The organism is Halopseudomonas maritima (assembly GCF_021545785.1).
Lineage (GTDB): Bacteria > Pseudomonadota > Gammaproteobacteria > Pseudomonadales > Pseudomonadaceae > Halopseudomonas > Halopseudomonas maritima.
In genome coordinates this window covers 529,537-556,211 of sequence record NZ_CP079801.1, presented here as the reverse complement: position 1 = coordinate 556,211, position 26,675 = coordinate 529,537, and the positions used below count along the sequence as shown (strand labels likewise).

At 54.3% G+C, this 26,675-nt stretch carries 18 protein-coding genes and 1 tRNA gene; 2 read left to right on the top strand and 17 right to left on the bottom strand.

Features of this window, described 5'->3' with window-relative positions:
* Positions 1-14 precede the first annotated feature (14 nt).
* Positions 15-1,679 (top strand): glucose-6-phosphate isomerase, encoded by a 1,665-nt coding sequence (gene pgi, locus HV822_RS02490; protein WP_238872091.1) that lies wholly within the window; start codon positions 15-17, stop codon positions 1,677-1,679.
* Between the two features lie 92 nt (positions 1,680-1,771).
* Here pgi and galE read toward each other — a convergent pair whose 3' ends face one another.
* The 15 genes from galE to HV822_RS02415 form a co-directional block, all read right to left on the bottom strand.
* Positions 1,772-2,809 carry a UDP-glucose 4-epimerase GalE gene (gene galE / locus HV822_RS02485; RefSeq protein WP_238872090.1) on the bottom strand — a complete coding sequence of 346 codons (1,038 nt, stop codon included), beginning with the start codon at positions 2,807-2,809 and terminating at the stop codon, positions 1,772-1,774.
* On the bottom strand, positions 2,799-4,214 hold the full coding sequence (locus tag HV822_RS02480; RefSeq protein ID WP_238872089.1) for an undecaprenyl-phosphate glucose phosphotransferase: 1,416 nt from the start codon (positions 4,212-4,214) through the stop codon (positions 2,799-2,801). Before HV822_RS02480 ends, galE begins: the two co-directional genes overlap by 11 nt.
* 206 nt (positions 4,215-4,420) lie before the next feature.
* Positions 4,421-5,821 (bottom strand): phosphohexomutase domain-containing protein, encoded by a 1,401-nt coding sequence (locus tag HV822_RS02475; protein WP_238872088.1) that lies wholly within the window; start codon positions 5,819-5,821, stop codon positions 4,421-4,423.
* Between the two features lie 63 nt (positions 5,822-5,884).
* Positions 5,885-6,976: a UDP-N-acetylmuramate dehydrogenase gene (murB, locus tag HV822_RS02470; protein WP_238872087.1), complete on the bottom strand. Its 1,092-nt coding sequence runs from the start codon at positions 6,974-6,976 to the stop codon at positions 5,885-5,887.
* Positions 6,969-7,718 (bottom strand): WecB/TagA/CpsF family glycosyltransferase, encoded by a 750-nt coding sequence (locus HV822_RS02465; RefSeq protein WP_238872086.1) that lies wholly within the window; start codon positions 7,716-7,718, stop codon positions 6,969-6,971. The genes murB and HV822_RS02465 overlap by 8 nt, the downstream gene beginning before the upstream one ends.
* The gene (locus tag HV822_RS02460; RefSeq protein ID WP_238872085.1) at positions 7,711-8,727 is read right to left on the bottom strand and encodes a glycosyltransferase family 4 protein; all 1,017 of its coding nucleotides are present in this window, start codon (positions 8,725-8,727) and stop codon (positions 7,711-7,713) included. The genes HV822_RS02465 and HV822_RS02460 overlap by 8 nt, the downstream gene beginning before the upstream one ends.
* The gene (locus HV822_RS02455) at positions 8,705-9,868 is read right to left on the bottom strand and encodes a hypothetical protein (RefSeq protein ID WP_238872084.1); all 1,164 of its coding nucleotides are present in this window, start codon (positions 9,866-9,868) and stop codon (positions 8,705-8,707) included. The genes HV822_RS02460 and HV822_RS02455 overlap by 23 nt, the downstream gene beginning before the upstream one ends.
* Entirely contained in the window at positions 9,858-10,973 is a 1,116-nt protein-coding gene (locus tag HV822_RS02450) for a polysaccharide pyruvyl transferase family protein (protein ID WP_238872083.1), read from the bottom strand. Before HV822_RS02450 ends, HV822_RS02455 begins: the two co-directional genes overlap by 11 nt.
* A complete protein-coding gene (locus HV822_RS02445; RefSeq protein WP_238872082.1) occupies positions 10,922-12,208 on the bottom strand; it encodes an oligosaccharide flippase family protein in 1,287 nt (428 codons plus the stop codon). Before HV822_RS02445 ends, HV822_RS02450 begins: the two co-directional genes overlap by 52 nt.
* A 9-nt stretch (positions 12,209-12,217) precedes the next feature.
* Entirely contained in the window at positions 12,218-13,369 is a 1,152-nt protein-coding gene (gene wecB, locus HV822_RS02440) for a non-hydrolyzing UDP-N-acetylglucosamine 2-epimerase (RefSeq protein WP_238872081.1), read from the bottom strand.
* Between the two features lie 43 nt (positions 13,370-13,412).
* Positions 13,413-15,236, bottom strand: coding sequence for a glutamine--fructose-6-phosphate transaminase (isomerizing) (gene glmS, locus HV822_RS02435; RefSeq protein WP_238872080.1), 1,824 nt, complete (start codon positions 15,234-15,236; stop codon positions 13,413-13,415).
* Between the two features lie 37 nt (positions 15,237-15,273).
* Positions 15,274-17,502 (bottom strand): polysaccharide biosynthesis tyrosine autokinase, encoded by a 2,229-nt coding sequence (locus tag HV822_RS02430; protein WP_238872079.1) that lies wholly within the window; start codon positions 17,500-17,502, stop codon positions 15,274-15,276.
* Positions 17,503-17,544: 42 nt separating this feature from the next.
* Positions 17,545-17,979, bottom strand: coding sequence for a low molecular weight protein-tyrosine-phosphatase (locus HV822_RS02425; protein ID WP_238872078.1), 435 nt, complete (start codon positions 17,977-17,979; stop codon positions 17,545-17,547).
* Positions 17,980-18,872: 893 nt separating this feature from the next.
* Positions 18,873-20,699: a glutamine--fructose-6-phosphate transaminase (isomerizing) gene (gene glmS / locus HV822_RS02420; RefSeq protein WP_238872077.1), complete on the bottom strand. Its 1,827-nt coding sequence runs from the start codon at positions 20,697-20,699 to the stop codon at positions 18,873-18,875.
* A 398-nt stretch (positions 20,700-21,097) separates the two neighbouring features.
* Positions 21,098-22,657, bottom strand: a complete 1,560-nt coding sequence (locus HV822_RS02415; RefSeq protein ID WP_238872076.1) for a methyl-accepting chemotaxis protein — start codon at positions 22,655-22,657, stop codon at positions 21,098-21,100.
* Positions 22,658-22,984: 327 nt separating this feature from the next.
* Here HV822_RS02415 and acnA point away from each other — a divergent pair, with 327 nt between their 5' ends.
* A complete protein-coding gene (acnA, locus tag HV822_RS02410; RefSeq protein WP_238872075.1) occupies positions 22,985-25,714 on the top strand; it encodes an aconitate hydratase AcnA in 2,730 nt (909 codons plus the stop codon).
* A 94-nt stretch (positions 25,715-25,808) separates the two neighbouring features.
* On the opposite strand, the gene HV822_RS02405 is transcribed toward acnA, so the two are convergent.
* Positions 25,809-25,885, bottom strand: a tRNA-Pro gene (locus HV822_RS02405).
* Positions 25,886-26,059: 174 nt separating this feature from the next.
* A complete protein-coding gene (mobA, locus tag HV822_RS02400) occupies positions 26,060-26,650 on the bottom strand; it encodes a molybdenum cofactor guanylyltransferase MobA (protein ID WP_238872074.1) in 591 nt (196 codons plus the stop codon).
* Positions 26,651-26,675 lie beyond the last annotated feature (25 nt).

Here is a 26,675-nt window from a genome sequence, read left to right as displayed (position 1 = left end):
GCAGGGATGCCAATATGAACGCTTTTAAAGCCATTCCCGATACGGGTACAGAGGCTGAGCAACAGGCTTGGGCCGAGCTGAATACGCAGGCAGAGCGCCTGCGTCCACTGCACCTGGCGGAGTTGTTTCGTACCGATGATCAGCGCTTTGCTGGCTTTAACGTCGCAGCAGGCCCCCTATTGCTGGATTACAGCAAGCAACGTGTAGATGCCCTGGCGCTGGAGAAGCTGTTTGCCCTTGCTGATAGCGCTGATCTGCGTGGCTGGATTGGTCGGCTGTTCAATGCTGAGACGGTTAACAATACCGAGCAACGGTCCGCCATGCACTGGGCGCTGCGGGTACCCGCGGACACGGAGCTGAAAGAGCCCGTTGAGGGCGTTTATTCCGATGTGCAATCCCAGCTCGACCGCATGGCTGCCATGGTAGACAAGATCCATAGTGGCCAATGGCGGGGTATGACGGGTGAGGTGATCACCGATGTGGTCAACATCGGGGTTGGCGGCTCTGACCTTGGCCCGCTGATGGTTAGCCGTGCGCTGAACGACTTTGCGCTGAAAAAGGCAGGGTTTCTGGGTATCCACTTTGCGTCTTCCATGGACGGCAGCCAGATGGCGCAACTGCTGCAGCAACTGCGCCCGCAGAACACCCTGTTTATCGTCTCCTCCAAATCTTTTACCACTGTCGATACCTTGTACAACGCCAATACGGCGCTGGCTTGGCTGGAGCGCTCGCTGGGCAAGTGCGCAGGCCTGATGCACTGCCACTTTATCGGTGTCTCGTCCAAGCCGGACAAAATGAGCGAGTGGGGCATCCACCGGGAGAACCAGCTGCAGATATGGGACTGGGTGGGCGGGCGTTACTCGTTATGGTCGTGCATCGGTTTGCCGATCGCGCTACGCATAGGTATGAAGGGCTTCCGCCAATTGCTGGCCGGCGCCCACCTGATGGATGAACACTTCCGCGCGGCGCCCTGGGAAAGCAACTTGCCCGTATTGATGGCGCTGATTGGTGTGTGGAACACCAACTGCCTGGGCATCAACGCCCACGCCATATTGCCCTACGATGGGCGTCTGGAAAAACTGCCTGCCTACCTTGAACAGCTGGAAATGGAATCCAACGGCAAGTCGGTCAACCGTGATGGTGAGCAGGTGCAGTTGCACACCTGTCCGGTACTCTGGGGCGAGGTTGGCCCAAATGCGCAGCACGCGTTTTACCAGTTGCTGCATCAAGGGACCGAGGTCGTAACCTGCGACTTTATTGCGCCAGCTCTGCGCTACCATGAGGCGCGGCACACGGCAGATGCCGAGGAGCTGGTCAGGCAGCACGAGCTGGCCCTGGCCAACTGTCTGGCGCAGTCGCGCCTGCTGGCCCTGGGCGAGGCGGCATTGGAAGGCGAGGGCGAGTTACCGCATTACAAGCGTTATCGCGGTAATCAGCCGAGTTCCACCTTGCTGCTGAAAGAGCTGAGCCCCGTAAGCCTTGGCGCCATGATTGCCGCCTATGAGAACAAGGTATTTGCTCAGGCGGTGATCTGGGGCATCAACCCCTTCGATCAGTGGGGCGTTGAGATGGGTAAAAAGATCGCCACTGAAACCTTGAGCGTTATTCGCGGAGAAGATGGCCCAGGGGCGCTGGATAGCTCCACTCTCGGGCTGATCGATTTTATCAAGGCTCAATAGGGGCGCGTGCTAGGGTGAAAAGTTGTTTTTTCACCCTGCCGGGCGCAATCGTGGCTAGAGGGCTAGTAAGCCCTGGACTGGGCTTCTGAGGGTCAGCTTCTATACCCATCCGGGTTTTGTGACTGCCAGCGCCAGCTGTCGGTGCACATGGCTTCAATACCCAAGGTGGCTGTCCAACCCAGCTCCTGCTTGGCTAGCGCCGGGTCCGCATAGCAGCTGGCTACGTCACCTGGGCGCCGGGCTACCAACTCATATGCCAACGTCTTGCCACAAGCCTGTTCAAAAGCCTTGAGCATTTCCAGCACGGAATAACCGCGCCCCGTACCCAGGTTAAAGGCTTTGATACCCAGACTTTGTTTTAGCCAAGTCAGGGCCTTGACGTGCCCATCTGCCAAGTCCATCACATGGATATAGTCACGCACGCCTGTGCCATCCAGGGTTGGGTAGTCGCTACCGAACACACTCAACTGCTCACGACGTCCAACAGCGACCTGCGCAATGTAGGGCATCAGGTTGTTGGGGATATCGCTTGGGTCTTCACCAATTAGCCCGCTTGGATGGGCGCCAACCGGGTTGAAGTAGCGCAGCAACGCGATGTTCCAGCGCGGGTCGGAGGTGTACAGATCGCCCAGAATCTCTTCAATGATCAGTTTGGAGCGACCATAGGGGTTGGTCGCACTGGTAGGGAAGTCTTCGCGAATGGGGAGCGAGGCTGGATCGCCGTAAACGGTGGCGGACGAGCTGAACACCAGGTTGAATACGCCTGCACGTTGCATCGCCTGGCACAGGGTAACGGTGCCGCTTACGTTGTTGTGGTAGTAACGCAAAGGTTGCGCAACCGACTCACCCACGGCTTTTAGGCCGGCAAAGTGAATCACCGCATCAATGGTGTGCTGCGTAAAGAGGCTATCCAGCAGCGCAGCATCATTGATATCGCCTTGGACGCAAGGCACCTCAATACCTGTGATCGCCTTTACGCGGCGCAACGCCTCAGGTGAGCTATTGCTGAAGTTATCCAGCACCAGTAGTTGATAGCCGGCATCCAGCAATTGAATGCAGGTATGGGTGCCAATATAACCAGCGCCGCCGGTGACGAGAATGCGGGCAGGGGAGGAAGCGTCAGTAAGCATTCTTGTTGATAAATCCTTTGAATACGGTCAGGAAGACGATTTTCAAATCCAGAAATAGCGACCAATTACGAATGTAGTCCAGATCATACTCGATGCGCTTCTCCATCTTGTCGACGGTGTCTGTTTCTCCGCGCCACCCGTTGATCTGCGCCCAGCCTGTAATACCCGGTTTGACCTTGTGGCGCAGCATGTAGCCGCTGATGATCTTGCGGTACTCCTCATTGTGCGCAATAGCGTGCGGGCGTGGGCCGACGATGGACATTTCGCCACGCAGCACATTGATGAATTGCGGCAGTTCATCCAGCGAGGTGCGACGCAGAAAGGCGCCAAAGGGCGTTATGCGGCTATCACCGCGGGTTGCCTGGGTGACCTTGGAGCCGTTCTCCATCACCCTCATGCTGCGGAACTTCCAAACCTCGATGGACTTGCCGTCGATGCCGTAGCGCTTCTGGCGGAACAGCGCCGGGCCGGGTGAGGTCATGCGCACGCAGAAGGCGATCATCAGCATAGGGATGGCAATAAGCGTGAGGATCAGGGTTGAAAGAACAATATCCTCGATGCGCTTAACGATCCGGTTGGCACCATCCATTGGCGTGTCAAAGATACTGATGCTGGGCAGGCCATTGATGGACTCACTGCGCGCGTGCAGCAGGTCGAAGACGAATACGTCGGGTATCAAATAAACCGACGCGGTACTGTCGCTCAGCTCGTCCAGCAGCCACTTGATTTTCAGCTCTGCACGCATCGGCAGGGTGATATAGATCTTGTCGATCAGGCCGCCCTTGGCATCGTCGATCAGGGTTTGCATGTCGCCATTGATCGGCATGGCGATGCTGGTGCCGGCCAAGGCGATTGGGCTGCTGGTTTTGTCATCATAAAAACCCATCAGATTCAGGCCCATCCAGGGCGTGCTGACGATGTTGTTGGCCAAGCGCTGCCCCAGCTCACCGGCGCCAACGATAGCGACCGAGCGCGTGTTATAGCCGTGACTGCGCAGGTGACGCATGATACGGCGCAGCAGCACCCGGTAGCCCCAAAGACTGACTAGGCCCAGTGCCAACCACGCCAGTTTATCCATGTCCGGCAGTCGGGTGTTCTGGAAAAAGAAGTAGTCGGTAACAAAGGCTGCGGCAAACGCTGCTGCCCAGTTGCTGCCGACCTGGCGCAGCTCGCGCAGGGAGTGTTCACCGCGCCATGAGCCGTAAAGATGGCTAAAGTCGTTGATGAGGTAAAACAGAAAGAGTGTGATCAGCAGACTGATCCAGTGATCTCGATGCAGGGTGGTTTCCTGAAACCAGAGCACCAGGAAGAGTGCACTGGCGATGACGATGAGATCCAACCAGCGGTGCATGACCGCGAGCATCGGTTCGTGGGAGCGGATGATTCCGTTCTGGTTAGGCGGCATGATCTATTCCTGGGAATGCAAAACGTCTTGAGACACTGTCGGGCATGATCTGCTTGGGGGCGGTGGAGTGCAGTGATTCACTCGATACGGATTAGGACTAGCAGTTCAAAGCAATACGGCGTGCCTGTGACACAAGTCACATAGTATCGCAGAGATCGACCCTCGCGTGGCGCCGATCCCTGCCCTGGCGGAAGTGCGTCGGTGGATCAGGATAACGCGTTGATGTCGTCCAGAAGTTGCTTGGTCTGCTGCTCCATCAAGGCTTGGTCAGCGCGGCTCTCTACGTTTAGGCGAATAACCGGTTCGGTATTGGAGGCGCGCAGGTTGAAGCGCCATTCAGCAAACTCGATGCTTACCCCATCGGTGTGATCAACACTTAAAGCGTCTTTGGCGTATTGGGACTCAATGGCCTTAAGCACGGCCGGAGCGTTGTTCACCTTCAGGTTGATTTCGCCAGAGGACGGGAAGCGCGCAATGCGTTCGCCGACCAAGGCTGACAGAGGTAGCCCCTTGCGGCACATCAGCTCAGCAATCAGCAGCCAAGGGATCATGCCGCTGTCACAGTAGGCGAACTCACGGAAGTAGTGGTGCGCACTCATTTCGCCTCCGTAAATGGCATCCTCATTGCGCATGCGCTCTTTGATAAACGCGTGACCGGCTTTGGTTTGTACCGCAACCCCGCCGTTACTCTCTACTTGCTCAACGGTGTTCCAGACCAGGCGCGGGTCGTGAATGATGCGAGCGCCTTGTTCTTTCTGCAGAAACGCCTCGGCAAGCAGACCAACGATGTAGTAGCCCTCAATAAAGCGGCCTTGCTCATCAAACAGGAAGCAGCGGTCAAAGTCGCCGTCCCAGGCGATACCGGCGTCCGCCCCATGCTCCAACACGGCGTCACGTGTAATGTCACGGTTCTCGACCAGAATGGGGTTGGGAATGCCGTTGGGAAAGGTGCCGTCTGGCTCGTGGCAGATTTTGATAAAGGTAACGGGCAGGCCAGCGACGGCGAAGGCCGCTTCAATCGCATCAACTGTAGGACCCGCAGCGCCGTTGCCCCCGTTGACGACCAGCTTGAGCGGCCGGTCAAAAGCGGTGGCATCGATATAGCCCATCAAATGCTTCACGAAGTCTGCGCGGGTATCTACCAGCTCATAGTTACCACGGGCTGCTTCAGCCACTGTCGGGTCTTTACCGTCCACCAACTGGTAAGTACTTGCCTCGGCCATTTCGCGAATGGCAGCAAGGCCAGTGTCTGCAGAGATGGGGCGAGCCCCTTCGCGCACTAGTTTGAAGCCGTTGTAGTCGATGGGGTTGTGCGATGCGGTCACTTCAATACCGCCATCTACGCCCAGGTGGAACGTGGCGAAATAAACTTCTTCAGTGCCTGCCAAGCCGAGGTCAAGAACGTTTACCCCTTCATCACGCAGCCCGTTGGCAAGCGCTGCCTTAAGCGCAGGGGAGGTGGCACGGACGTCTCCACCCAGAACGATGCGTTTGGGCTTTAGGAATTGCGCGAAGGCGCGGGCGATACGATAGGCGATATCTTCATTCAGCTCTGTGCCGAGTTGGCCGCGGATATCGTACGGCTTGAAGGCGGTAAGTTTATACATGAAAAATAGTGGTTGTTGTGGTTAAAAGCTTCGGGGGGGCGCTCTATAATAGAAGGTGATAAATTACGGGGAGAATAAAGTGACCTCTTCCTCAAGATTTATCCCAAATTTTTCCCTAACTGCGCTTTTGATCGATAGGGCATGATGGAATACAGTTTCAGCGGAAGCATTGTCGACGTTGAGAAGTACGACGGGCCTGTTTATATCACAGGTAACACCTTGGAATATGTTTCCTGCAAAGCCTGTTGAGCGAATTAGCCAGCAGGCAGATATCTTTTTTTCGCTGGGTGTGTGATCAAAATACTCAATATCCGGGAATTTTAGTTTTAGCTTGTCAAATTCTTCGGAGGGAATGATTGGGCACTTAAAAAAACAACCTGAATTGCCGGTGATTTTAGGGTCGTTTAGTGTTTTTTTTCTTATTGCCTTGACAATTTCGCGTTTGGCTTTGGTTGGCACGCTTCGAATGTTTAAGAATTCGCGAATTTTATCAAAGCTGATTGTAAGTTTTAGCTTGGGGTGCTTTTTAATGCGTATTGAGGAAAGTGCTAGTATCGCTGCGCGCACCAGATCTCTGGACCTGCTGATAAGTGGTGTTTTGTCTGCTCCTTTTTTTTGTAAGTTAAATGTTACACTGATGATGAATAGTTCTTGGCGTTCTTTGAATATGCTGTTTCTATAGCTGAACTTGCAGTCATTGTTATTGAGGGATTCGAACTTCCCGGTTTTTGTGTTGAAGCAGTGCACAGATTCAACATGCTCAGAGATCTCTGCACCATAGGCGCCAATGTTATTTATGGGAGCCGCGCCAACAGTACCCGGTATCAGTGATAAGTTTTCCAAGCCTGTGTAAGAATTTTGTACGGCATAGTCTACAAAATCGTCCCACGAAAGACCTGCCTCAACTGTGATTAGAGATGAATCGTCTAGTTCGGATTTATGCGATATAGACGTCATGGATGAGGTGACTACAACTCCATCGAAAAAAGACGGTGGAATTATGTTATAACCAGCGCCTAGCACCATGATAGGGCCTTCAAAAACGTGGTTGGCCCACAATTCTGATAGCATGGATTCGTTTTCGATGAAGACGAGATTTTTGCAGTTTGACTTTACGCCGAAGGAATTCTTAATTGGATGATTTGCGTTAATCATTTTTCCCACCATTGTTAAGTCGTTTGATTTTTTCTCTTGCAAGCAGGAGTGCAAATTTTGAGTTGGATTTCAAGTATCTCTTCCATAGTCTTCGAGGTTCTTGGTAAATACGATAAAGCCACTCTAAACCAAGTCTTTGTATAAGTGCTGGTGCTCTTCGGATTTTTCCTGATACAACATCGAAGCTGCCGCCTACACCCATGATGAGGTTGGCGTTGATCGCCTGCCTGTAGTCGGTCTGGAAGTACTCCTTTTCTGGGGATTTTATTCCTATGAATAGTATCTTGGGTTGAGAGCTGTTTATGTCTTCGATTACTTTAGACTCTGACCCCCAGAAGTAGCCATCATGGCAACCACAAATATCGAGATTAGGGAATTTTGATTTTGTTTTTTTTACGAGTAGATCTAGGGTGTCTTTTGTCGCGCCCAAAAAATAGACCGGGTATGAGTTTTTTTCTGAGACCTTTAAAAGCTCTAAGAATAAATCGACGCCTGTGACCCTTTCTGGTTTCGGTAGCCCGAGGAAAGCTGCTCCCATCAAGGCACCGGCACCATCCATATTCACGATGTCGCAGGCGTTGATGAAGTCTAGTAGCTTTCTATCGTTCTGACTAGACGTGATAGTGCCGACATTTATGTCCGCCCTGATGATCTTGTCGCCCCTGTCAATATGACCGCAGATCTTTGCTAGGGTCTGCTCTCGGTTAAGGTTGTCATAGTTTAGACCCAAAATATTAGGCATTTTCGATTTCCCCTATGAAATCATAATATTTCGAGGCCATCTTCGTTGCGCTCGAATAGGTGTGTCTAGGTGATATGCTCTCAATTGTGTCGATTTTTATAGAGTCCTCAATAAATCGATTTATTAAGGTTTCTAGCTGAAGTGTGTCTCCTGCAGGAAAGAAGAAAACTTTCTTTTCTTTGGGAAGGACCTTAAACGAGGGTAGGTGTGACGCGATTACAACGTGATTACGTGCCAAAGCTTCGTAGTATACCAGGCCAAATCCTTCGTAATGAGAAGGCACCACTAATGCATTGATGTTTTGGAGAACGGAAAAGGGAAAAGGGTGATGCCCATGTAGAATAATCCGTTCGCTAAGATTTGAGGCTGATATGCTGGTCTCAATAAATTCGCGAAGCGGGCCTTCGCCCACTAAGTGAAGCTTTACGGTCTGGTTCGAAAAAGCCACTTTGGAAAACGCATTTATTAAATCAAGAATACCTTTTTCTTCGGAAAGTCGTCCAACATAGCCTAGGTTTATTTCGGTGCTTGGTGCTTTTCTTCGCATTTCTTCTTTAGGCGGGGTGGGGATGCCATTCGGTATTAGCCTTGGCAGAATTTTGGGGTTGACTGATTTTAAAAACAAAAAACTTGCTTCAGATACCGCAATAAACCGAAGGTGCGAAGAAAATCTAAAGATGTAGTTCTTGTCAGGGAAGGTGCTATGGCATACAAAGATAGCCTTCCGGTTTCTTATGAATAAAAAGGGTATCAATAGAATTCGGTCGTGTATGATATATATGTCATGCTTGTTGAGTATTAAGGTTGCGAGTGTTTTTATTGTTATGAAGAAAATACCGCTGTTTGTTTGGGGTGAGGTGTTTTTCGTAAAGGAGATTATTCTGCTGTAAAAGTTTCTTTGTTGGTGCTCGTGTATTTGGTGAAGTATTGTCTGAGCGCCGCCGCTCTGACGCCTAGCGTCTCTTATTAGGTGTGTTATTCGGCGATTAGGTTTTTTTAAGAATTTCATGGCGTACAACCATCATCGGTATCAGGTAAAACATAAAGTTAAATATTGGGTAGAAGAAGCTGGAGATATAAATTGAGCTAATAAATATCGGCAATATAGGGTTTTTTGATTTTTGCCCGATGAAAAACAGGTCGATCATGAAAAGAATAATTGATGCCAAGCCCATCTCGAATAAGAAGACATAAACTTCCGCATTGTCACGCCTCGTTAGTGCTTGGTCGAACCTGTAGTTGCTCCAGCTTAGCTCCCATAGATTTGAATAGTAACCCCAATTAGAGAACCCATAACCGAAGACCTTTTCTAGTGGGCTGCTCTCAATCCAAACACTCCACGTCTGGGCCATCGTATAGGTTCTCGCGGCAGCGGAGCGATCTGTTAGGTCTAGACCGCTTATCGACATAAATATATAAATTAGTATCGCGAACGAAACCGAAAAAACCGGAACTATCTTGGAAAGGCGTTCTGTTTTTTTTGAAAAAAAGAACATGATTATTATGTATAGATAGAGGATGTAAATTAGTCTGTTTTCGCTAAGGTATATACATATTGCGGTAAGAAATAAGATTAGAAAATCTACGTTCGAAAAGGATTTCTTTTTGTATATAAATAAAAAAGACCATGAGAATAGTGTTAGGCCGAACCAGTTTGGCTCCAAAAAGAATCCGCGCATCCGGTAGCCAAGGTTTCCCTTGTTTTGATAATAGCTGGAGTCTATTCCTCTGAGCTCAAGTTGGTAGTCAAATAGGTTTATTAGTGTGTACTGAAAGAAGCCTGTGATGATTAATATTAGTAGTGCAATTGTTGATATCTTGCCCCAGTTTACGAATCTACTAACTCTGCCGATTGTTTTGTACGCTATGGTGAAAATTAGTACATATGATAGTCCTGCAAAAAAAACGTCTTTGTTTATTGCGAGGAAAAAATTTAGAAGTATGTAGATTAGGAGGGCGAAGTACGTGGCGTCAAATATTTTTGGCTCGCTTCTCAGGCTCAGAAGGATTAAAGGTGAGGCCAATAGAATGATTGCGATCCCAAGTTGTAGGTGGAATGCCCCTAGGTTTATTTTTAGCAGGCTGTCAAAGCATATTAATATTGAGGCGAGGGCTATTATTTTTCCGGCTTGTATCGTGCTATTTTTCATTGTTTTCTAGGGCTGAGATCAGAAAATTTTGAGACTCTTTTATGAATTTTTGTAGCTCTCCTGTGTGGTAGTCTTTGAATATTTCACTTAGCTGGTCTGTCGTTGTTGCCGCTTTTTCCTCTAGGCGTACTTTCTTGAGTAGACTCATTGTTCTCGCGTTTTTTTCTTCTTCTAGGTGTTTTATAAATGAGAATTTCTTTTTGAAGTTCATCGAGAACATGGCGCCGTGAAACGAGTTGGTTACCACGTACTCGGAAGAGCTGATTAATGAGAGCCATTGTGATGGTGAGATTGCAAGTATGTTGTGGTCAGCAGCTTCTAAGAACTTGTCTCCGATATGATAGACAGGTAATTTCGTAAGCTCTTGTGCTTTTTTCAGGTATTTGCTGTACTCGGCCCTAGTGGCATCACTGCTCACCTCATAACTGACAATGTATTTTGATTTGGGTGTTTTGCTATGGTCCATTATGTTGTTGTAGTCGGATATAAGCAATGACGGGTCTGATACCATCTGTACATTTTTTAAGGTGTGTTGGTTTTTTAAGTTCTCACACAGGTGGTTTTCCCTCACTCCGATAGCGTCAAAGTCTTTCAGCAAATCTAGTGCCCCGTGCTCTGAGCTCTCCAGCGTGTGGCCGCCAGCGCTAGCACCGTAGGCTATTTTCTTTGTGCCTTCTTTAATAAAGGAGAGGTAGTATGCTTTGTCTGGCGCTCCGTTCGTTAAAAGCTTGTTCCATATTTGGTCGCTACCGCATATCGCTGCATGCGCGATAGGAAGTTGGGTTAGCTTTTTTCTCGATATATAGCGCGTGCTTTTTACGAGGTGCTGCTCTGAGAATTTTTTGAAGAGATAAAGTCTCTTGTATTTGAGAGCGGTTTTCCCAATTCCTTTTGCGGGTCTGAGTACCTGGGCCATAAAGTATGGTGGAGTGTAATTTGCTATTACGGGCTGGTAGTTTAATTTTCTTAGGTATTCCTGCAGGGCATAAGCTTGTAGGACGGCGCCGTGGTTAAGTACTGAGTGAAACGTTATCGTGTAAACTATATTGTTCTTCATGGCGTTCTTTGGTTTAGGGGTGTAAGTGCCTTTATTTGGATTTTCCATATGTATCTGTACTTTGGAATAACTAGGTTGGAGAGTATGTTGGTAATGAATAGAGCTGTTATCGTCGCTATGGCGGCTCCTAAACCGCCATATGCTGGTATCAATGCTGCGTTCATCGCGATATTGATAGCTATCGCCAATAGGGATTTGTAAAATATAATGCTGCCTTTTCGGTCTGCTATGATTATTTGGCTACTTGCCGCGCCTATAGATACTATGAGAGGGGTTATGAATGACGCAGCGAGTATGGAAGACGCGTCGGCATAGTCCTCACCAAACAAAAAACTGGGCAAAACCCCACTCAAGATACCTAAGAGTGCAGATAGAGTTAGGCCAATTCTGATGTTTTCTTTTAGATATGCCACTCTTCCGGCCACTATTTCGTCATCTGTTCCTCTGAGCTTGAATATTTCTGGAGCATTTGTTTGGCTAAGGAGTATAGGTGCAACGCAGAAAAGTGTTAGGATTGTGGTTGCGGCACTGTATATTCCTAGTTCTTGGTTTCCTCGAAGGTAGCTGACCATTAGATGGTCGGCTCTTTGTAGAAAAATTATCAGGGCTCCGGAAATGACTAACGGAAAGCACTCTACGCACAATGAGACTGTTTTCTTGAGGCTTGGGGCCTGAAGATTGAATTTATGTCTTTTGTTGTATAACGCTAGTGCGACTAGGCTGCTTGCGCCTATGTCGATAACGCGGGCGTAGATATAGCTGGATATTGAGAAGCTTTGCATTATCGCGAATAACAAAAATGCGACTAGAAGTATTGCTGAGGCAATCTCTGATATGGCGATGTCGAAGTTTTTGCTGTTGGCGAGCAGCGCATATTTGAATATTTTTGCTGCCGAGGTTATGTGTATAAGTGAGTATATGGTTGCGTAGTGTATCCAGTTGAAGCTGTCTGCTAGGAATGAAGCGCTAATTAGGACCGTGAGTGTTACACTTGTGCTAAAGAATAATCCTACTGCTAAGCCTTCGCAAATTACTCGACTTTGATCGGCGCCGCTAGCTATTTTTCTAACTACAATCTCTTGTACTCGGAATTCTGCAATTACACCCAGTATTGCGCCTATCGATATAATAAGATTTAGTAGGCCATATTGTTCGATTTGAAGTGTTCTTGCAGCGATAACATTCAGGGCTAGTACTTTTGATAGCTCTAACCCTTTCGCTATGGCAGAGCTGAGTTGGTTTTTTCGCCTTGGGGTTAATATGTTGCTTAAAATGTCACGCATTCTGGGCTGCTATTTATATGAGTTGTGGTTTTCTTGATGCCATAACTTAATCTCTCGAATGATACGCTTGCAGGCTGCTCCATCGCCGTACGGGTTGTGTGCCAAGGCCATCTTTCTGTACGCTTCGGCATCATCTAATAATAGTTTGAGTTCTTGGTATATCTGCTCGCTATCTGTGCCTACTAAGCGAACTGTTCCAGCTTCGACCGCTTCTGGTCGTTCGGTGGTATCACGCATCACCAAAACTGGTTTGCCGAGTGATGGAGCCTCTTCCTGAATTCCGCCCGAATCGGTGAGAATGATGTGGGCGCGGTTCATCAGGTAAACGAAGGGTAAGTAATCCTGAGGTTCAATTAACTTGATATTTGGCTGACCATTCAGCAGACGGTTGACTGGCTCTCGCACGTTTGGGTTCAGATGCACGGGGTAGACAATTTGTACATCGGGATGCTTCGCGGCCGTGTTTACTAGGGCTTGGCAAATACGCTCAAAACCTCCACCAAAACTCTCTCGTCGATGACCGGTCACCAGAATCAGTTTTTTGCCGGAGTCGAGGAAGTCGAATTGTTGGTCAAACTGGTTTTGTAGTTCGGGTTGTTTTAGTTTTTCAACCACCTGCAGCAGCGCGTCGATCACGGTGTTGCCGGTAATGTGGATGTTGGCTGCTGGAACTGCTTCACGGAGTAAGTTCTCCTGCGAGCTTTCGGTCGGGGCGAAATGCAGTGCAGTTAACACGCCGGTAAGTGAGCGGTTGGCCTCTTCCGGCCAAGGAGAGTAGAGATTACCGGTGCGCAAGCCTGCTTCCACATGGGCTACCGGAATTTGTTGATAGTATGCAGCCAAGGCCGTGGCGAATGTGGTTGCAGTGTCCCCGTGGACCAATACGATGTCGGGCCTGCAGGTGGTCAATACCTTTTTCATACCTTGTAGGATGGCAGACGTGACATCGGTTAGGTCTTGCCCTGGCTTCATGATATTGAGGTCAAAGTCAGGCTTTAGGTCGAACAAACCTAACACTTGATCTAGCATTTCGCGGTGCTGACCTGTGACGCACACCTTGGCGTCAACTAGCGGGTCTTCCGCAAGTTGCAGTGCTAGCGGCGCCATTTTAATAGCTTCGGGACGCGTACCGAATACGCAAAGGGTTTTCAGTTGAGTCATGTCTTTTGATAGCCGGGAATGAGTTGGTGCGTGTGGGTGCTAACTATTCAACAGTTACTGACTTTGCAAGATTGCGTGGCCTGTCGACGTCTGTGCCCTTGACTAGGGCTACATAGTAGCTGAGTAGTTGCAGCGGAAGAGTGTAAAGAATAGGAGCGATGCAGCTATTCACCCAAGGCATGTGGATGTGAGTGATGCCATGTTGGTCTTGCATGTCTGCTGTCTCGCAGGCGAAGTTAATCAACTGGCCACCGCGAGCCCGCACCTCTTCCAAGTTGGACTTCAGTTTCTCCAGTAGTTGACAGTTGGGCGCGACAGATACAACCGGCATGCTTTCGTCAACTAATGCCAGCGGGCCATGTTTCAGTTCGCCAGCAGCATAAGCCTCAGCATGGATATAGCTTATTTCTTTTAACTTGAGTGCACCCTCCATGGCGATGGGGTACAGGGGGCCGCGGCCCAGAAAAAGAGTGTGTTGTTTATTTGCAAAGCGCTCTGCCAGGCAGCGAATCTCCGCATCCTGTTGGAGCGCTTGTTCGACTTGGGCTGGCAGGCCGTGCAAGGCGCGTACAACTTCACCGGTGATTTCTGGCGGCGCTCCGTGGGTCTGGGCGAGAGCGGCGGCTAGCCATAGCAAGGCGGAAAGCTGAGTAGTAAATGCCTTGGTCGACGCCACGCCAATTTCCGGGCCAGCTTTGGTCAGCAGTCGCCAATCTGCCTCCCGGGCTAACGAGCTGCCAGGTACGTTGCAAACGGCTAGGGTAGCCAAGTAACCGTGCCTGGCGTGGCGCAATGCGGCCAGGGTATCTGCTGTTTCGCCGGACTGAGAAATACAGACCATTAATGTATTGGCAGGTACAGCGACGCGGCGGTAACGAAACTCGCTGGCGATCTCAACATTACAGGTGAGCCCCGCAATGTCTTCAATCCAGTAGCGGGCGACAAGGCCAGCATGATAACTAGTACCGCAGGCGACAATATGAATATTCTGTACTTCGGGTAATCGCTTTTCTGCTTCAGGCCCAAGGGTGGCGGTCAAAACGCGATCTTCGGTAAACAGGCCTGTCAAAGTGTCGCGTAGCGCCGTGGGTTGTTCGTGTATTTCCTTCAACATGTAATGTCGGTATTCGCCCTTCTCCATGCTGTGTTCAGCATGCTCGTAGCGTTGACTATTTACTTGTTTAAGGTTGTTACTTGCGTCCCATTGCTTAATACCGTACGGGCTAATAACAGCGTGATCACCTTCCTCTAGATAGACAAAGGTATCGGTCACCTGAAGCAAGGCGAGTGGGTCGGAGGCTATAAAGTGTTCTTCACTGCCAACCCCGATGACCAAAGGGCTGCCTTGGCGGGCGCAGTAGAGCATCTGTGGGTGGTCTTCGTGAATCACCCCTATGGCGTAGGCACCGCGCAATTGGTTGAGCGTATTGCGCAATGCGGTGAGTAAGTCGCCGCTTTTACGATATTGACTGGCAAGTAAGTGAGCGACTACCTCGGTATCGGTGTCTGAGTTGAATTCATATCCTTGCGCTTGTAGCTTCTCGCGCAAGCCCGAATGGTTTTCAATGATGCCGTTGTGCACCACGGCGAGCCTTTCTGAGCAGTGGGGGTGTGCGTTGTGCTTGAGCGGTTTGCCATGCGTCGCCCAGCGAGTGTGTGCGATACCTGTTTGAGCTGTGAGGGGCGTCTCGGCAATACAAGCTTCCAGTTCCTTGACCTTTCCAGTGGCTTTCCAGCTGTGAATTGTTTCACCCTTGATAATGCCAATGCCCGCGGAGTCGTATCCGCGATATTCAAGTCTTTTGAGCCCCTCAAGAAGAATAGGGACAACGTTTCTATTGCTTGTGGCACCGACGATTCCGCACATAATTTAGGGCAATCCTTTGCCTGGTTGGGCTTGAGGGTTATTTGTCTGATTTGTATTCATAGTTGTAGTAGCCGTAATTTCCATATCCATACGCAGAGGCTTTTTTCTCCACAGCATTAAAGATTGCTCCTTTAAGCTGAATATCGTTTTGCTCAAAGCGTCGCATGGCCACTTCAATTTCTTTGGCTGCATTTACGGCAAAGCGAGTCACAATCAGGCTCATGCCGACCTGACGGCCCACGATGGCGGCATCGGTTACGGCGAGGATGGGCGGTGTATCCACAATTACAATGTCATATTCGTCTTTGACGTTGTCCAAAAAACTGGTGAAGTTGGCGTGCATCAGCAGCTCAGAGGGGTTAGGAGGAATTTGGCCTCTGGGGACAATGTCGAGCCCCTCTACCTCTGTTTTATAGATTGCGTCGCTACTGGTGATGCGTGTGGCCAAAAGTTCTGACAAACCATTTTCAGCGGGTAATTTGAATAGCTTGTTCAGGTAGCCCTTGCGCATGTCTGCATCAATTAGCAGTACGCGTTGACCCGCTTGGGCCATGATGGCGCCAAGGTTGGCAGAGACGAATGACTTGCCCACGCCCGGGCTGGGGCCGGAAATCATCAAGATGTTGTTTTTTGCTTCCAGCCGGGCAAAGTGGAGGCTGGTACGCAGGCTGCGGAGGGCTTCGATGGCCAGGTCTGCAGGGTTGGTGACCGCCAGTAGGGCAGAGGACGCGTGGCCTCCCGCAGGGCGGCGGCTTTTGGGGGCTCCTTCCACTACTTCCTGGTCTCGGCTAAAGGGGATGCTGGCATAAACGGGCAGTCCGAGTTGCTCAATGACGTCTGGATCCTCCACGCCACGATTAAGCGCTTTGCGCAGCAGTACCAAGGCTACGCCGATGAATCCGCCGAGCAGGGTGGCGATGATCGCGATCAGTGCTTTCTTGGGTTGGACCGGCTCCTCAACATTAACGTCTGCAGTGTCGATTACGCGGACATTCCCTACAGTGCCTGCGCGCAGTACGTCCAGCTCTTGGGTGCTGTTCAGCATCGCGGTATACACCTCGGTGGTGACGGCCACGTCACGGGTGAGGCGCAAGAGTTCTTGCTGGGTGGCTGGCAGCGACTCAACTTTGCTGGTTAGCTCTGCCTTTTGGCGCTTGAGTTGCTCCATTTGGTCCAGCAAGGCCTGATAAGACGGGTGCTGGCGGGTGAAGCGTCGCTCCATTTCGGCCCGTTTGAGGTTCTGCTCTGAGATGAGGGTGTCCAGTTCGACGATCTGGTCCAGAATGGCCTGCGTCTCGATAGTGATATCAACGGACTTTGTGCTGGTTTGATACTCGTTGAGCGCTTGTTCATAACGCTCCAGCTCTTTACGTACCTGCGGCAGCTGTTCTTTCAGAAATTCAAGGCTCTGGGCGGCTTCGGCAGAGTTGCGCTCTACGTTTTGGCGTACATAGAGGCGGCTTACCTCATCGAGAATGTTAATTGCGTACTGCGGCTCCTCATGCTGCATGCTGAGGCTGATAATGCCGGAGTCCTTGCCGCGCTCCGAAGCGCCCAACTGTTGCTGATAATCGAGGATGGTGTTGAGTCGGCGTTGCTTGGTGACATCAAAGCGGGTTTCTGGACGGGCGTTGAGCGTCTTGAGTTGCATGGTAAAGCCATTGCCGCTGGCTTGCTCACCCACTGCTCCTTGCAGCAATACGTCGCCGTCTTCGTTATACAGGGTGTAGGTGTTGTTCTCGCCGGTAACTAGCTCCAAGGGCTCACTCAGGTACTTGCCCGGCACCTCAAGCTGGAAGATGTCGACGCGTTCTCCCCCCCAGGCGTAACTGTCGAAGCCGAGCAGCGGCGAGGCCACTTCATTGCTGGTTTCTGACTCGAAGCGTCGGGCCATCCAGCGACCAATAACGGGGAAGTAGTTGGGCTCTACAATAATATCAAGCTTGAGGTTTTCTACCGCCTGCCCGATGACAGCGCGGGATTTCAGCAGTTCGATTTCCGTTACGGCCTCCGGCGTGCTGCCGAGCATATCTGACAGTTCACCAAGCCCAGAGAGTGTGCTGCCTGATTTCTCTTCAATTTGTATCAGCGCATTTGCTTGGTAGATCGGCGTTGCCAGCAGTGCATAAGCAACACCGATCAATGCGAAACAGAAGGTAAAACCAATGATTACCCACTTGCCATCTATTAATGCGCCGAGTAGAGCCAGTAGATCAATCTCGTCGCTGTCGTGTTGTGCTGCAGTGGTGGGGGTATTGTTCTGCATGTAGTCCCTTCGGAAATCAGGAGTTGGTTTCTTCTGTGCGGCTTATAGGTGCTTAGCCCAGCTGGTGACACCCTGCTGGACTAGCTGATAAACGTGCTCAAAGGCTGGGCGCTGCTGGCGGTAGGGGTCGGGGATCTTTTGATCGCCTTGCCATTTGCCAAGTAAGAAGGTCTTGCCGCGTGCTTCGGGCGCTATCTTGAGGATGTCCTGTACGTGGCGAGGCTCCATGGTCAGGATCAGGTCGTACTGATGGGCCATCTCGCGGGTAAGTTGTTGCGCTTTATGCTCGGCGTGGTCGCCGCCGTGGTCGCGCAGTACTTCGAGAGCAGTGGCGTCCATGGGCTTGTCTACCAGGGCGCCGACGCCGGCGGAGGCGACGTGGATGTTCTTGCCTGCGAGCTGTGCACGTAGCATGGCTTCGGCCATGGGGCTGCGGCAGATGTTGCCCACGCAGACGATAAGAATGGAGTTGAACATGTAGTGCTGTCTCTGCCTTGAGTTGCTGCGCCTGGCCGCTGATACGCTGGTGGTGCCTCAGCGGAGGCGTTTTGACTGTATCCATGCCCTGGGTGGGGGTCAAGTTCGGGGTGACTGTTAAATGACGTCAATATGACGTGTGTATTGCTCCAACAAGATGGGGTGCTCAGGCACGCTACCGCCCCAGGATTTACAGTCTTCATCCTGAGGACTTTGCCTGTGCCATCATGGCTTGGACGCAATGGCCGTTACCTGAGCAGGTTGTTGCCTTGCGCCGTTCCCGCAAAAGCGGGAGTCCACGTGCCTCGATGCTTTGAGGTACACGGCCCCGCCTGCGCGGGGATGACTGCTTAAGTACTAGCTGGTCTTGCCCAGGCTCTGTACGAAAAGTGCCTGAGCATCATCGGTTATGCTGCGTTAAAAACAGCCTCAGAGTGCGCATTTACAACCCGTAGACTCCGCTTCTTCGCCTGTTTTTGCCTTGCCTGACCTTCGCGCAGCGACTATTCGTACAGACCCTAGGTGCCTTGCGTGGCACCGTGCCACATTTTAAGCCGACTTAGTATGTTTAGGTAAGGTTAAGTTTCTGTGACCTTGCCTGTGTGTAACTGACCCTTTGAAAGCACAAAATGATGCCGTGCAGCTCGGCATGGGCTGCGCAGATTTGGCTTTGAAAGGGGGTGTCCGGATTGGTTCCGAATCTTCTGACATTGCCCTGTTGTTGCGGGGCAACATGCTTATTGCTCGATTGCCTGATTCCACGGCGGTGCACAGTGTACCTTGTTAGGCACTGTTTTTGACCGTCGAGAGTCAGGCAGTGGCCGTGCAGGTGGCTAGCTGGCCTGTTGCTAACCGCACACGCTGCACTCATTTGGGTAAGGCAAGAAGCGTACCTATTCGACGGTCACTGACTTTGCCAGGTTACGGGGTTTGTCCACGTCTGTCCCTTTGACCAGTGCAACGTGATAGCTGAGCAGTTGCAGGGGCAGGGTATACAGTACCGGGGAGACGCATTCTTCCACCCACGGCAGGCCGACGGTCTGCACGCTGGCGTCGCCGCTGGGCTCGATGGTTTCGCAGGCGAAGTTAATTAGCTGGCCGCCACGGGCGCGGACTTCTTCCAGGTTGGAGCGCAGTTTTTCCAGCAGGCTGTCGCTGGGCGCGACGCTGACCACGGGCATGTCTTCATCTACCAGGGCTAGTGGACCGTGCTTGAGCTCGCCAGCGGCATAAGCTTCTGCGTGGATGTAAGAAATTTCCTTGAGCTTGAGCGCGCCTTCCATCGCAATGGGGTAGTGTGGGCCGCGACCGAGGAACAGGGCGTGGTGCTTGTTGGCAAAGCGTTGGGCCAGTTCGGTAATGGCGGGCTCCAGGCTGAGTACTGCCTTGACCTGACCCGGCAGGGCACGCAGGGCATCGACGTTGCGCGCGACAAAGTCGGTGCGACCACGTGTTTGCGCCAGGGCGGTGGTCAGCCACAGCAGGGCAACCAGCTGGGTGGTGAAGGCCTTGGTAGAGGCTACGCCGATCTCGGGGCCGGCGTGGGTCAGCAGGCGCCAGTCTGCTTCGCGTACCAGCGAGCTGCCGGCGACGTTGCAGATGGCCAGCGTGGCCAGGTAGCCCTGGTCTTTGGCGTAGCGCAGGGCAGCCAACGTGTCTGCGGTTTCGCCAGACTGCGAGATGGTAATAAGCAGGGTGTTGGCGGGCACGACCACGGTGCGGTAGCGGTATTCGCTGGCCACTTCTACCTGGCACGGCAGGCCGGCTTGCTCTTCGATCCAGTAACGGGCAACCAGGCCGGCGTGGTAGCTGGTGCCACAGGCGACGATATGGATATTGGCGATATCGGTCAGGCGGGTTTCTGCCTCGGGACCGAGGATGGCGGTGAGCACATGATCATCGCCCAGGGTGCCGGCCAGGGTGTCGCTGATGGCTTGGGGCTGCTCGAAGATTTCTTTCAGCATGAAGTGGCGATACTCGCCCTTGTCCAGGCTGTGGGCGGCGTGCTCATAGCGTGCTATTGGGCGGTCGACGCTGTTGTGCTCGCGATCCCAGATCTCGCATTGTTCGCGGCTAACGCGGGCGTAATCACCTTCTTCTAGATAGCGGAAGCGGTCGGTGACTTGCAGCAGGGCCAGCGGGTCGGACGCCAGGTAGTGTTCGCCGCTACCTTCGCCGACGACCAGTGGGCTGCCCATGCGCGAGCAGTACAGGGTGTTTGGCTCGGACTCATGGATCACCGCGAGCGCGTAGGCGCCGTGGATGTCTGCCAGGGTAGCGCGGAAGGCCGCAAGTACGTTCTGGCTGTCGGCGTAATGGTGCGCCAGCAGATGGGCGACCACCTCGGTGTCGGTTTCGGAGGTGAACTCAAAGCCCAGCTCTTGCAGGCGTTTGCGCAGTGGCGCGTGGTTTTCGATGATGCCGTTGTGCACCACGGCCAGGCCGTTGGAAATATGCGGGTGGGCGTTGCGCTCGGCAGGTTTGCCGTGGGTGGCCCAGCGGGTGTGGGCGATGCCGAGAGTGCCGTCGACGGGCGTGGTTTGCAGTGCGCTTTCCAGCTCGGCAACCTTGCCGACCGCGCGCACACGCTGAACGCCGTTGCCTGCACGTAAAACCGCCACGCCGGCCGAATCGTAGCCCCGGTATTCAAGGCGGCGGAGGCCCTCAAGCAGGATGGGGGTGATATCGCGTTGGGCGGTGGCGCCGACAATTCCGCACATGATGGTGTCCTTGGCTGACAAACAAAGACGGCAGTTTATCACTGCGTTGCCGCTGCGGGCAGTCGGAACGATGGGTTTGCCCGCGGAGGTGGCCTGAAAACGACTGTTTGATGTTGTTGTGCAGCGGATCAGCCACGTACTTTTGTTTGGCTTGCGTCCCCTGGGGTAGTCACGTGTTATGCAAGCTGCCGTTCAACAAGCGGTTGTCCCAATACAGCATAAAACAGGTAGGGCGTGCTGAGCGGCGCGCAGCCATGGCTGTAGCGCTGGCCGCGTTTGGCCGGCTGCATGTCGGGAATGCCCCGGCAGGTGATGCTCAGGGCAGGTGGCTGGCGATGGAGCGTGCCTTGCAGCAGCCACAGGCGTTTTCTGCCGGTGCCACAGTGTTGCGGCTGCCGCTAGCGCCGATTGAATCGTTCAACCAAGTTGACCTGATGCTGCGCGGTGCCGGCCAGCTCGCCGCTTAGCTCGGCGCTGCGGCGCGCTTCGTCAGCGGTGCCATCGGCCAGGTCAGCGATGTTGGTGACGTTGCGGCTGATTTCCTCGGCAACGCTGCTTTGCTGCTCGGCGGCGCTGGCGATCTGGCCTGCCATCTCATTGACCTGCTCGATAGCCTGGCGAATCCCGTCCAAGGCGTCGTCAACCTCCGTCACTCGGCTAACGCCTTGCTCGGCCTGCTCGCTGCCCGAACGCATGCTGTCGACGGAGCTTTGTGCGGCGTGCTGCAAGTTGGCAATCAGCTTGTGTATCTGCTCGGTGGCGCCGGCGGTGCGGCCTGCCAGGGCACGTACCTCATCAGCAACCACGGCAAACCCGCGACCTTGCTCGCCAGCGCGGGCGGCTTCGATGGCGGCGTTTAGCGCCAGCAGGTTGGTTTGTTCGGCGATACCCTTGATGACATCCACCACGCTGCCAATCTCACGCGCATCGCTGGCCAGCTGGTGGGTGACCGTGCTGGCGGAGTCTACTGCGCCGGACAGGCTTTCAATGGCCTGGCGGGCGTGGCTTGCGAGGCGCTTGCCTTGCGTGGCCAGCTCTGCCGCGTCGTGGGTCGCCTGCGCCGCACTCTGTACGTTGCCGGACACCTGCAGCGTAGCGGCTGCCATCTCGTTGATGGCAGTGGCAACCTGATCGGTCTCTGCCCGTTGGCGGGCCAGGCGGTCGCTGCTGTGGCTGGCGATAGTGCTGGCTTCGCCGGCTTGCGCTCGCAGCTGTTCGGCGCTGTCTCCCAGGCGCGTCAGACACGTTTGCAGACGGGCCTGCTGGCTGTGAATGGCCATTTCAATTTGCCCCAGGGTGCCCTGAAAGGGGGTGTACATCTGGGCCAGCAGCGGGTCGCTGATAGTGCTCTCTGCGGCGTTGAGGATGCGGCTGAGGCGCCGATCCAGCAGCGCCTTGAGGCCAAGGCCTGCGGGTATGCCCAGGGCTGCCCCGAGGGCGATACCGGGCAGGCCGAGCAGGGCGCCAGAGGCCGCGCCAACGGCGAGCATGAGTGTGCTGGGGGCCAGGTGCAGGGCGATGCCGGTCCAGTCGTGCTGCTGTGCAGCCCCGCCACGGTTGATGCGTTGATACAGCGCTTCGGCACGCGCTACTTGGCCGGCGGTGGTTTTGATCCGCACCGATTCGTAGCCCTGCACCTGGCCGCCGTCATAAATCGGCGTGACAAAGGCGTTCACCCAGTAGTGATCACCGTTCTGGCAGCGGTTTTTGATGATCCCCATCCACGCGCGTCCGCGCTTGAGGTCGTTCCACATATGTGCAAACACGGCAGACGGAGTGTCCTGATGCCGTACCAGGTTGTGTGGGCTACCGATCAGCTCATCGCGGGTAAAGCCGCTGACTTCCACAAAAGCGTCATTGCAGTAGGTAATGATGCCCTTGAGATCGGTTGTGGAGATCAGGCGCTGGGTTTCGGAGAAGGTGCGCTCGCGCTGGCTCGCGGGCTGGTTGTTACGCATGTGTGACTCTTAGCTGGTTGGCGTTCGGCGGTGTAAGTGGGGCGACTTGGCTATGCTGTCAACGAGGGCGAACGCAGTGTTGCCGCCTATCGCATGAACGTTCTCGTCGCAGGGTGGTCCTCCGAACAGGGAGCGCAGAAAACGCTCTCGGCACGAATGGCGCTTATCGAAGGGTAAGCCCTTGTTTTTGGGTTGTAAGTTAGTCCGCTACGGAGGGATGACCTGATTCGGTAAGAGCCGTTAAGCCCTAGGACCGTTTGCACGTGCTGGAACCGCGCCATTATAGCAACCAGAATCGCGGCCAGCGTTAGACTTAAGGAGAGTAAGATGTCCGTGATTGACAGCCTGAATTCCCGCGCGCAGCTCAGCGTAGGCGAACAGACCTACCACTACCATTCATTGCCGCAGGCGGCCGAGCAGTTGCCGGAGATTAGCCGCCTGCCCAAGTCGCTCAAGGTGCTGCTGGAAAACCTGCTGCGCAACGAGGACGGGGACACCGTTGGGCTTGAGGACATCCGGGCGATGGCAGCCTGGCTCAAGCAACGCCGCTCTGATCGGGAGATTCAGTATCGTCCGGCCCGGGTGCTGATGCAGGACTTTACCGGCGTGCCGGCGGTTGTTGATCTGGCTGCCATGCGCGATGCGGTGGCGCGCGCTAACGGCGATCCGGAGCAGATCAACCCGCTCTCGCCCGTCGATCTGGTGATTGACCATTCGGTGATGGTTGACCGCTTCGCCAGCGATGAGGCCTTTGCGCAGAACGTCGAGATCGAGATGCAGCGCAACGGCGAGCGGTATGAGTTTCTGCGTTGGGGGCAGAAGGCCTTCAACAACTTCCGCGTGGTGCCGCCGGGTACCGGTATCTGCCACCAGGTCAATCTGGAGTATCTGGCGCAGACCGTCTGGGCCGCTGAGGTGGATGGTGAGCAGTGGGCCTGGCCCGATACGCTGGTGGGTACCGACTCCCACACCACCATGATCAACGGCCTGGGGGTGCTGGGCTGGGGTGTGGGTGGCATTGAGGCAGAGGCCGCCATGCTGGGGCAGCCGGTGTCGATGCTGATTCCCGAGGTGATCGGCTTCAAGCTGACCGGCCGGTTGCGTGAAGGCATGACCGCCACCGACCTGGTACTGACCGTGACCCAGATGCTGCGCGCCAAGGGCGTGGTCGGCAAGTTTGTCGAGTTTTATGGTGATGGCCTGGCGGATCTGCCATTGGCTGACCGCGCTACCATCGCCAATATGGCACCTGAATACGGCGCGACCTGCGGCTTCTTCCCGGTGGATGAGGAAACCCTGCGCTACATGCGCCTGAGTGGCCGCCCGGATGAGGTGGTTGCTCGCGTTGAGGCTTACTGCAAGGCGCAGGGCCTGTGGCGTGAGCCGGGTGACGAGCCGGAATTTACCGATACCCTGCACTTGGACATGGGCGAGGTAGAGGCCAGTCTGGCAGGCCCGCGTCGCCCGCAGGACCGGGTCGCGTTGCCGGATGTGCCTGCCGCCTTTGAAGAGCTGCTGGCGTTGCAGGTGACACCAGCTGACAACGAGCAGGCCCGCCTGGAAGGCGAGGGCGGTGGCGGCACTGCGGTGGGTGGCCCCAACGCGCAGGCATCTATCGTGGTAGATGGCCAAGAGCACGTGCTGGATCACGGCGCAGTGGTGATTGCCGCTATCACCTCCTGCACCAACACCTCCAACCCCAGCGTGATGATGGCCGCCGGCCTGCTGGCCAAAAACGCCGTTGAGCGCGGCCTGATGCGCAAGCCCTGGGTCAAGTCGTCGCTGGCGCCGGGCTCCAAGGTGGTGACCGATTATCTGGAGAAGGCCGGCCTGACCGACAGCCTGGACCAGCTGGGCTTCAACCTGGTGGGTTATGGTTGTACCACCTGTATCGGTAACTCCGGCCCGCTACCCGATGCCGTGTCCAAGGTGGTCAGCGAACACGATCTGGCGGTATCGGCGGTGCTCTCGGGCAACCGTAACTTTGAAGGCCGCGTGCATCCGCAGGTCAAGGCCAACTGGCTGGCGTCGCCGCCGCTGGTGGTAGCCTACGCGCTGGCCGGCAATACACGTATCAACCTGCGCGAAGAGCCGCTGGGGCTGGACGCTGACAACCGTCCGGTGTTTCTCAAGGACATCTGGCCGAGCAATCAGGATATCGCCGAGGCGGTCGCGCTGGTGGAAGACGACATGTTCCGCAGCCGCTATGCCGACGTGTTTACCGGCGATGAGCACTGGCGCTCGATAGCCGTGGGCGAGGGCAAAACCTACGCCTGGAACGATGACTCCACCTACGTGAAGCATCCACCGTACTTTGAAACCATCGACCAGCCGCTGGCGCCGTTGCAGCCGGTTGAGCAGGCGCGGGTGTTGGCGGTGTTCGGTGATTCCATCACCACTGACCATATCTCGCCGGCCGGTAACATCAAGGCCAGCTCGCCCGCCGGGGAATACCTGCAAGCCCAAGGCGTTGAGCCGGACGACTTCAACTCCTACGGCTCGCGTCGTGGTAATCACGAGGTGATGATGCGCGGCACCTTCGCCAACATTCGTATCCGCAACCGCATGCTGGGTGGCGAAGAGGGTGGCGAGACTATCCATGTGCCCTCCGGCGATCGGCTGTCGATCTACGATGCCGCCATGCGCTACCAGAGCGAAGGTACGCCGCTGGTGGTGCTGGCCGGCAAGGAGTACGGCACCGGCTCAAGCCGTGACTGGGCCGCCAAGGGCACCAACCTGTTGGGTGTCAAGGCGGTGCTGGCCGAGAGCTTCGAGCGTATTCACCGCTCTAATCTGGTCGGTATGGGCGTGTTGCCGCTGCAGTTTGTCGATGGCAAGAATGTCGCTGAGCTGGGGCTGGATGGGCACGAGCAGGTCGATATTCTCGGCATTGATGACAACCTCAAGCCGGGGCAGCGCCTGCAGGTGAAGGCGACGACGCCGGAGGGCAAGGTAGTCGAGTTTGAGGTGCTGTGCCGGATTGATACCGCCAACGAGATTGCCTACTTCAAGGCGGGTGGCATTCTGCACCACGTGCTGCGCGAGATGCTGGACTGACGGAGCGGCGGCCGGGTGAATGCCCGGTCGTCTGCTTTTTTGGGAGCACATAAAGAAAAACCCCTGACTCAATGAGTCAGGGGTTTTTTGCTGTTGGTCGGAGCGACTGGAATCGAACCAGCGACCTTCTCGTCCCGAACGAGACGCGCTACCAGGCTGCGCTACGCTCCGTTGTGGGCGGCATTTTACCTAAACGAGCTGTTGGCACAAGAGGCAATCGAAAAAAATTGCCGTTTTTCGCGGAGTTAGCGATTGATCCCGCGTGCCGAGGCCCAGCGCGCGCTTGCTGTGGTATCGCGTAGGGCGGGCAAGGCCGCAGGCTTGTTCGCGTGGCGGGCTTGATGATTACGAGGGTGTCGAGGTGGTTTCCCATTCGCCGGGGGTGTTGGCGTTGAGCAGGCGCGGGTCGTCTTCGGCGATGCGCAGGGTGAGCACCTGTTGTTCGATCAACCAGCGGCGGGGGCTGCGTTGGCCGGCCTGCCAGGCGCGCTCCAGCGCGTTGAGCAGGGTGAGCGGTAGCACGCAGACCAGCGGCTGCAGCTGTTGTCCGCTCTGCAGCGCAACCGCTTGCTCGGGGTGCTCACGGGCCAGGGCGATCAACGACTGTAACAATGGCACGTCCAGCAAGGGCATATCACAGGGCACTACCAGCAGGTGGCTGCCCTTGGCGACGCGCAGCGCGCTGAGCACGCCGAGCAGCGGGCCGGGGTAGGCGGGTTGTGGGTCGCTTACCAGGCGGTTGGCCCATTGACTGTACTGGTCAGCATTGCGGTTGCAACTGATCAGCACCTCACTGCCCACTTGTTGCAAAACGCGGCTCAAGCGCGCGGCCACCGGCTCGCCGCGAAACAGCATCAGACCCTTGTCGATACCGCCCAGCCGGCTGCCTTGGCCGCCGGCCAGGAACAGGGTGCTAAGGGTGAAAGGATGGGGCATGGGAGGAGTCCGGGCTGCGCTACCC

Coding starts and splice junctions, on each gene's coding strand:
- HV822_RS02455 (WP_238872084.1), bottom strand. CDS start 9,868: ATGAAAAATAGCACGATACAAGCCGGAAAAATAATAGCCCTCGCCTCA.
- HV822_RS02415 (WP_238872076.1), bottom strand. CDS start 22,657: ATGCGTAACAACCAGCCCGCGAGCCAGCGCGAGCGCACCTTCTCCGAA.
- murB (WP_238872087.1), bottom strand. CDS start 6,976: ATGATTAACGCAAATCATCCAATTAAGAATTCCTTCGGCGTAAAGTCA.
- wecB (WP_238872081.1), bottom strand. CDS start 13,369: ATGACTCAACTGAAAACCCTTTGCGTATTCGGTACGCGTCCCGAAGCT.
- glmS (WP_238872080.1), bottom strand. CDS start 15,236: ATGTGCGGAATCGTCGGTGCCACAAGCAATAGAAACGTTGTCCCTATT.
- acnA (WP_238872075.1), top strand. CDS start 22,985: ATGTCCGTGATTGACAGCCTGAATTCCCGCGCGCAGCTCAGCGTAGGC.
- HV822_RS02425 (WP_238872078.1), bottom strand. CDS start 17,979: ATGTTCAACTCCATTCTTATCGTCTGCGTGGGCAACATCTGCCGCAGC.
- HV822_RS02445 (WP_238872082.1), bottom strand. CDS start 12,208: ATGCGTGACATTTTAAGCAACATATTAACCCCAAGGCGAAAAAACCAA.
- HV822_RS02460 (WP_238872085.1), bottom strand. CDS start 8,727: ATGAAATTCTTAAAAAAACCTAATCGCCGAATAACACACCTAATAAGA.
- mobA (WP_238872074.1), bottom strand. CDS start 26,650: ATGCCCCATCCTTTCACCCTTAGCACCCTGTTCCTGGCCGGCGGCCAA.
- HV822_RS02430 (WP_238872079.1), bottom strand. CDS start 17,502: ATGCAGAACAATACCCCCACCACTGCAGCACAACACGACAGCGACGAG.
- HV822_RS02480 (WP_238872089.1), bottom strand. CDS start 4,214: ATGCCGCCTAACCAGAACGGAATCATCCGCTCCCACGAACCGATGCTC.
- galE (WP_238872090.1), bottom strand. CDS start 2,809: ATGCTTACTGACGCTTCCTCCCCTGCCCGCATTCTCGTCACCGGCGGC.
- pgi (WP_238872091.1), top strand. CDS start 15: ATGAACGCTTTTAAAGCCATTCCCGATACGGGTACAGAGGCTGAGCAA.
- HV822_RS02475 (WP_238872088.1), bottom strand. CDS start 5,821: ATGTATAAACTTACCGCCTTCAAGCCGTACGATATCCGCGGCCAACTC.
- HV822_RS02450 (WP_238872083.1), bottom strand. CDS start 10,973: ATGGAAAATCCAAATAAAGGCACTTACACCCCTAAACCAAAGAACGCC.
- HV822_RS02465 (WP_238872086.1), bottom strand. CDS start 7,718: ATGCCTAATATTTTGGGTCTAAACTATGACAACCTTAACCGAGAGCAG.
- glmS (WP_238872077.1), bottom strand. CDS start 20,699: ATGTGCGGAATTGTCGGCGCCACCGCCCAACGCGATATCACCCCCATC.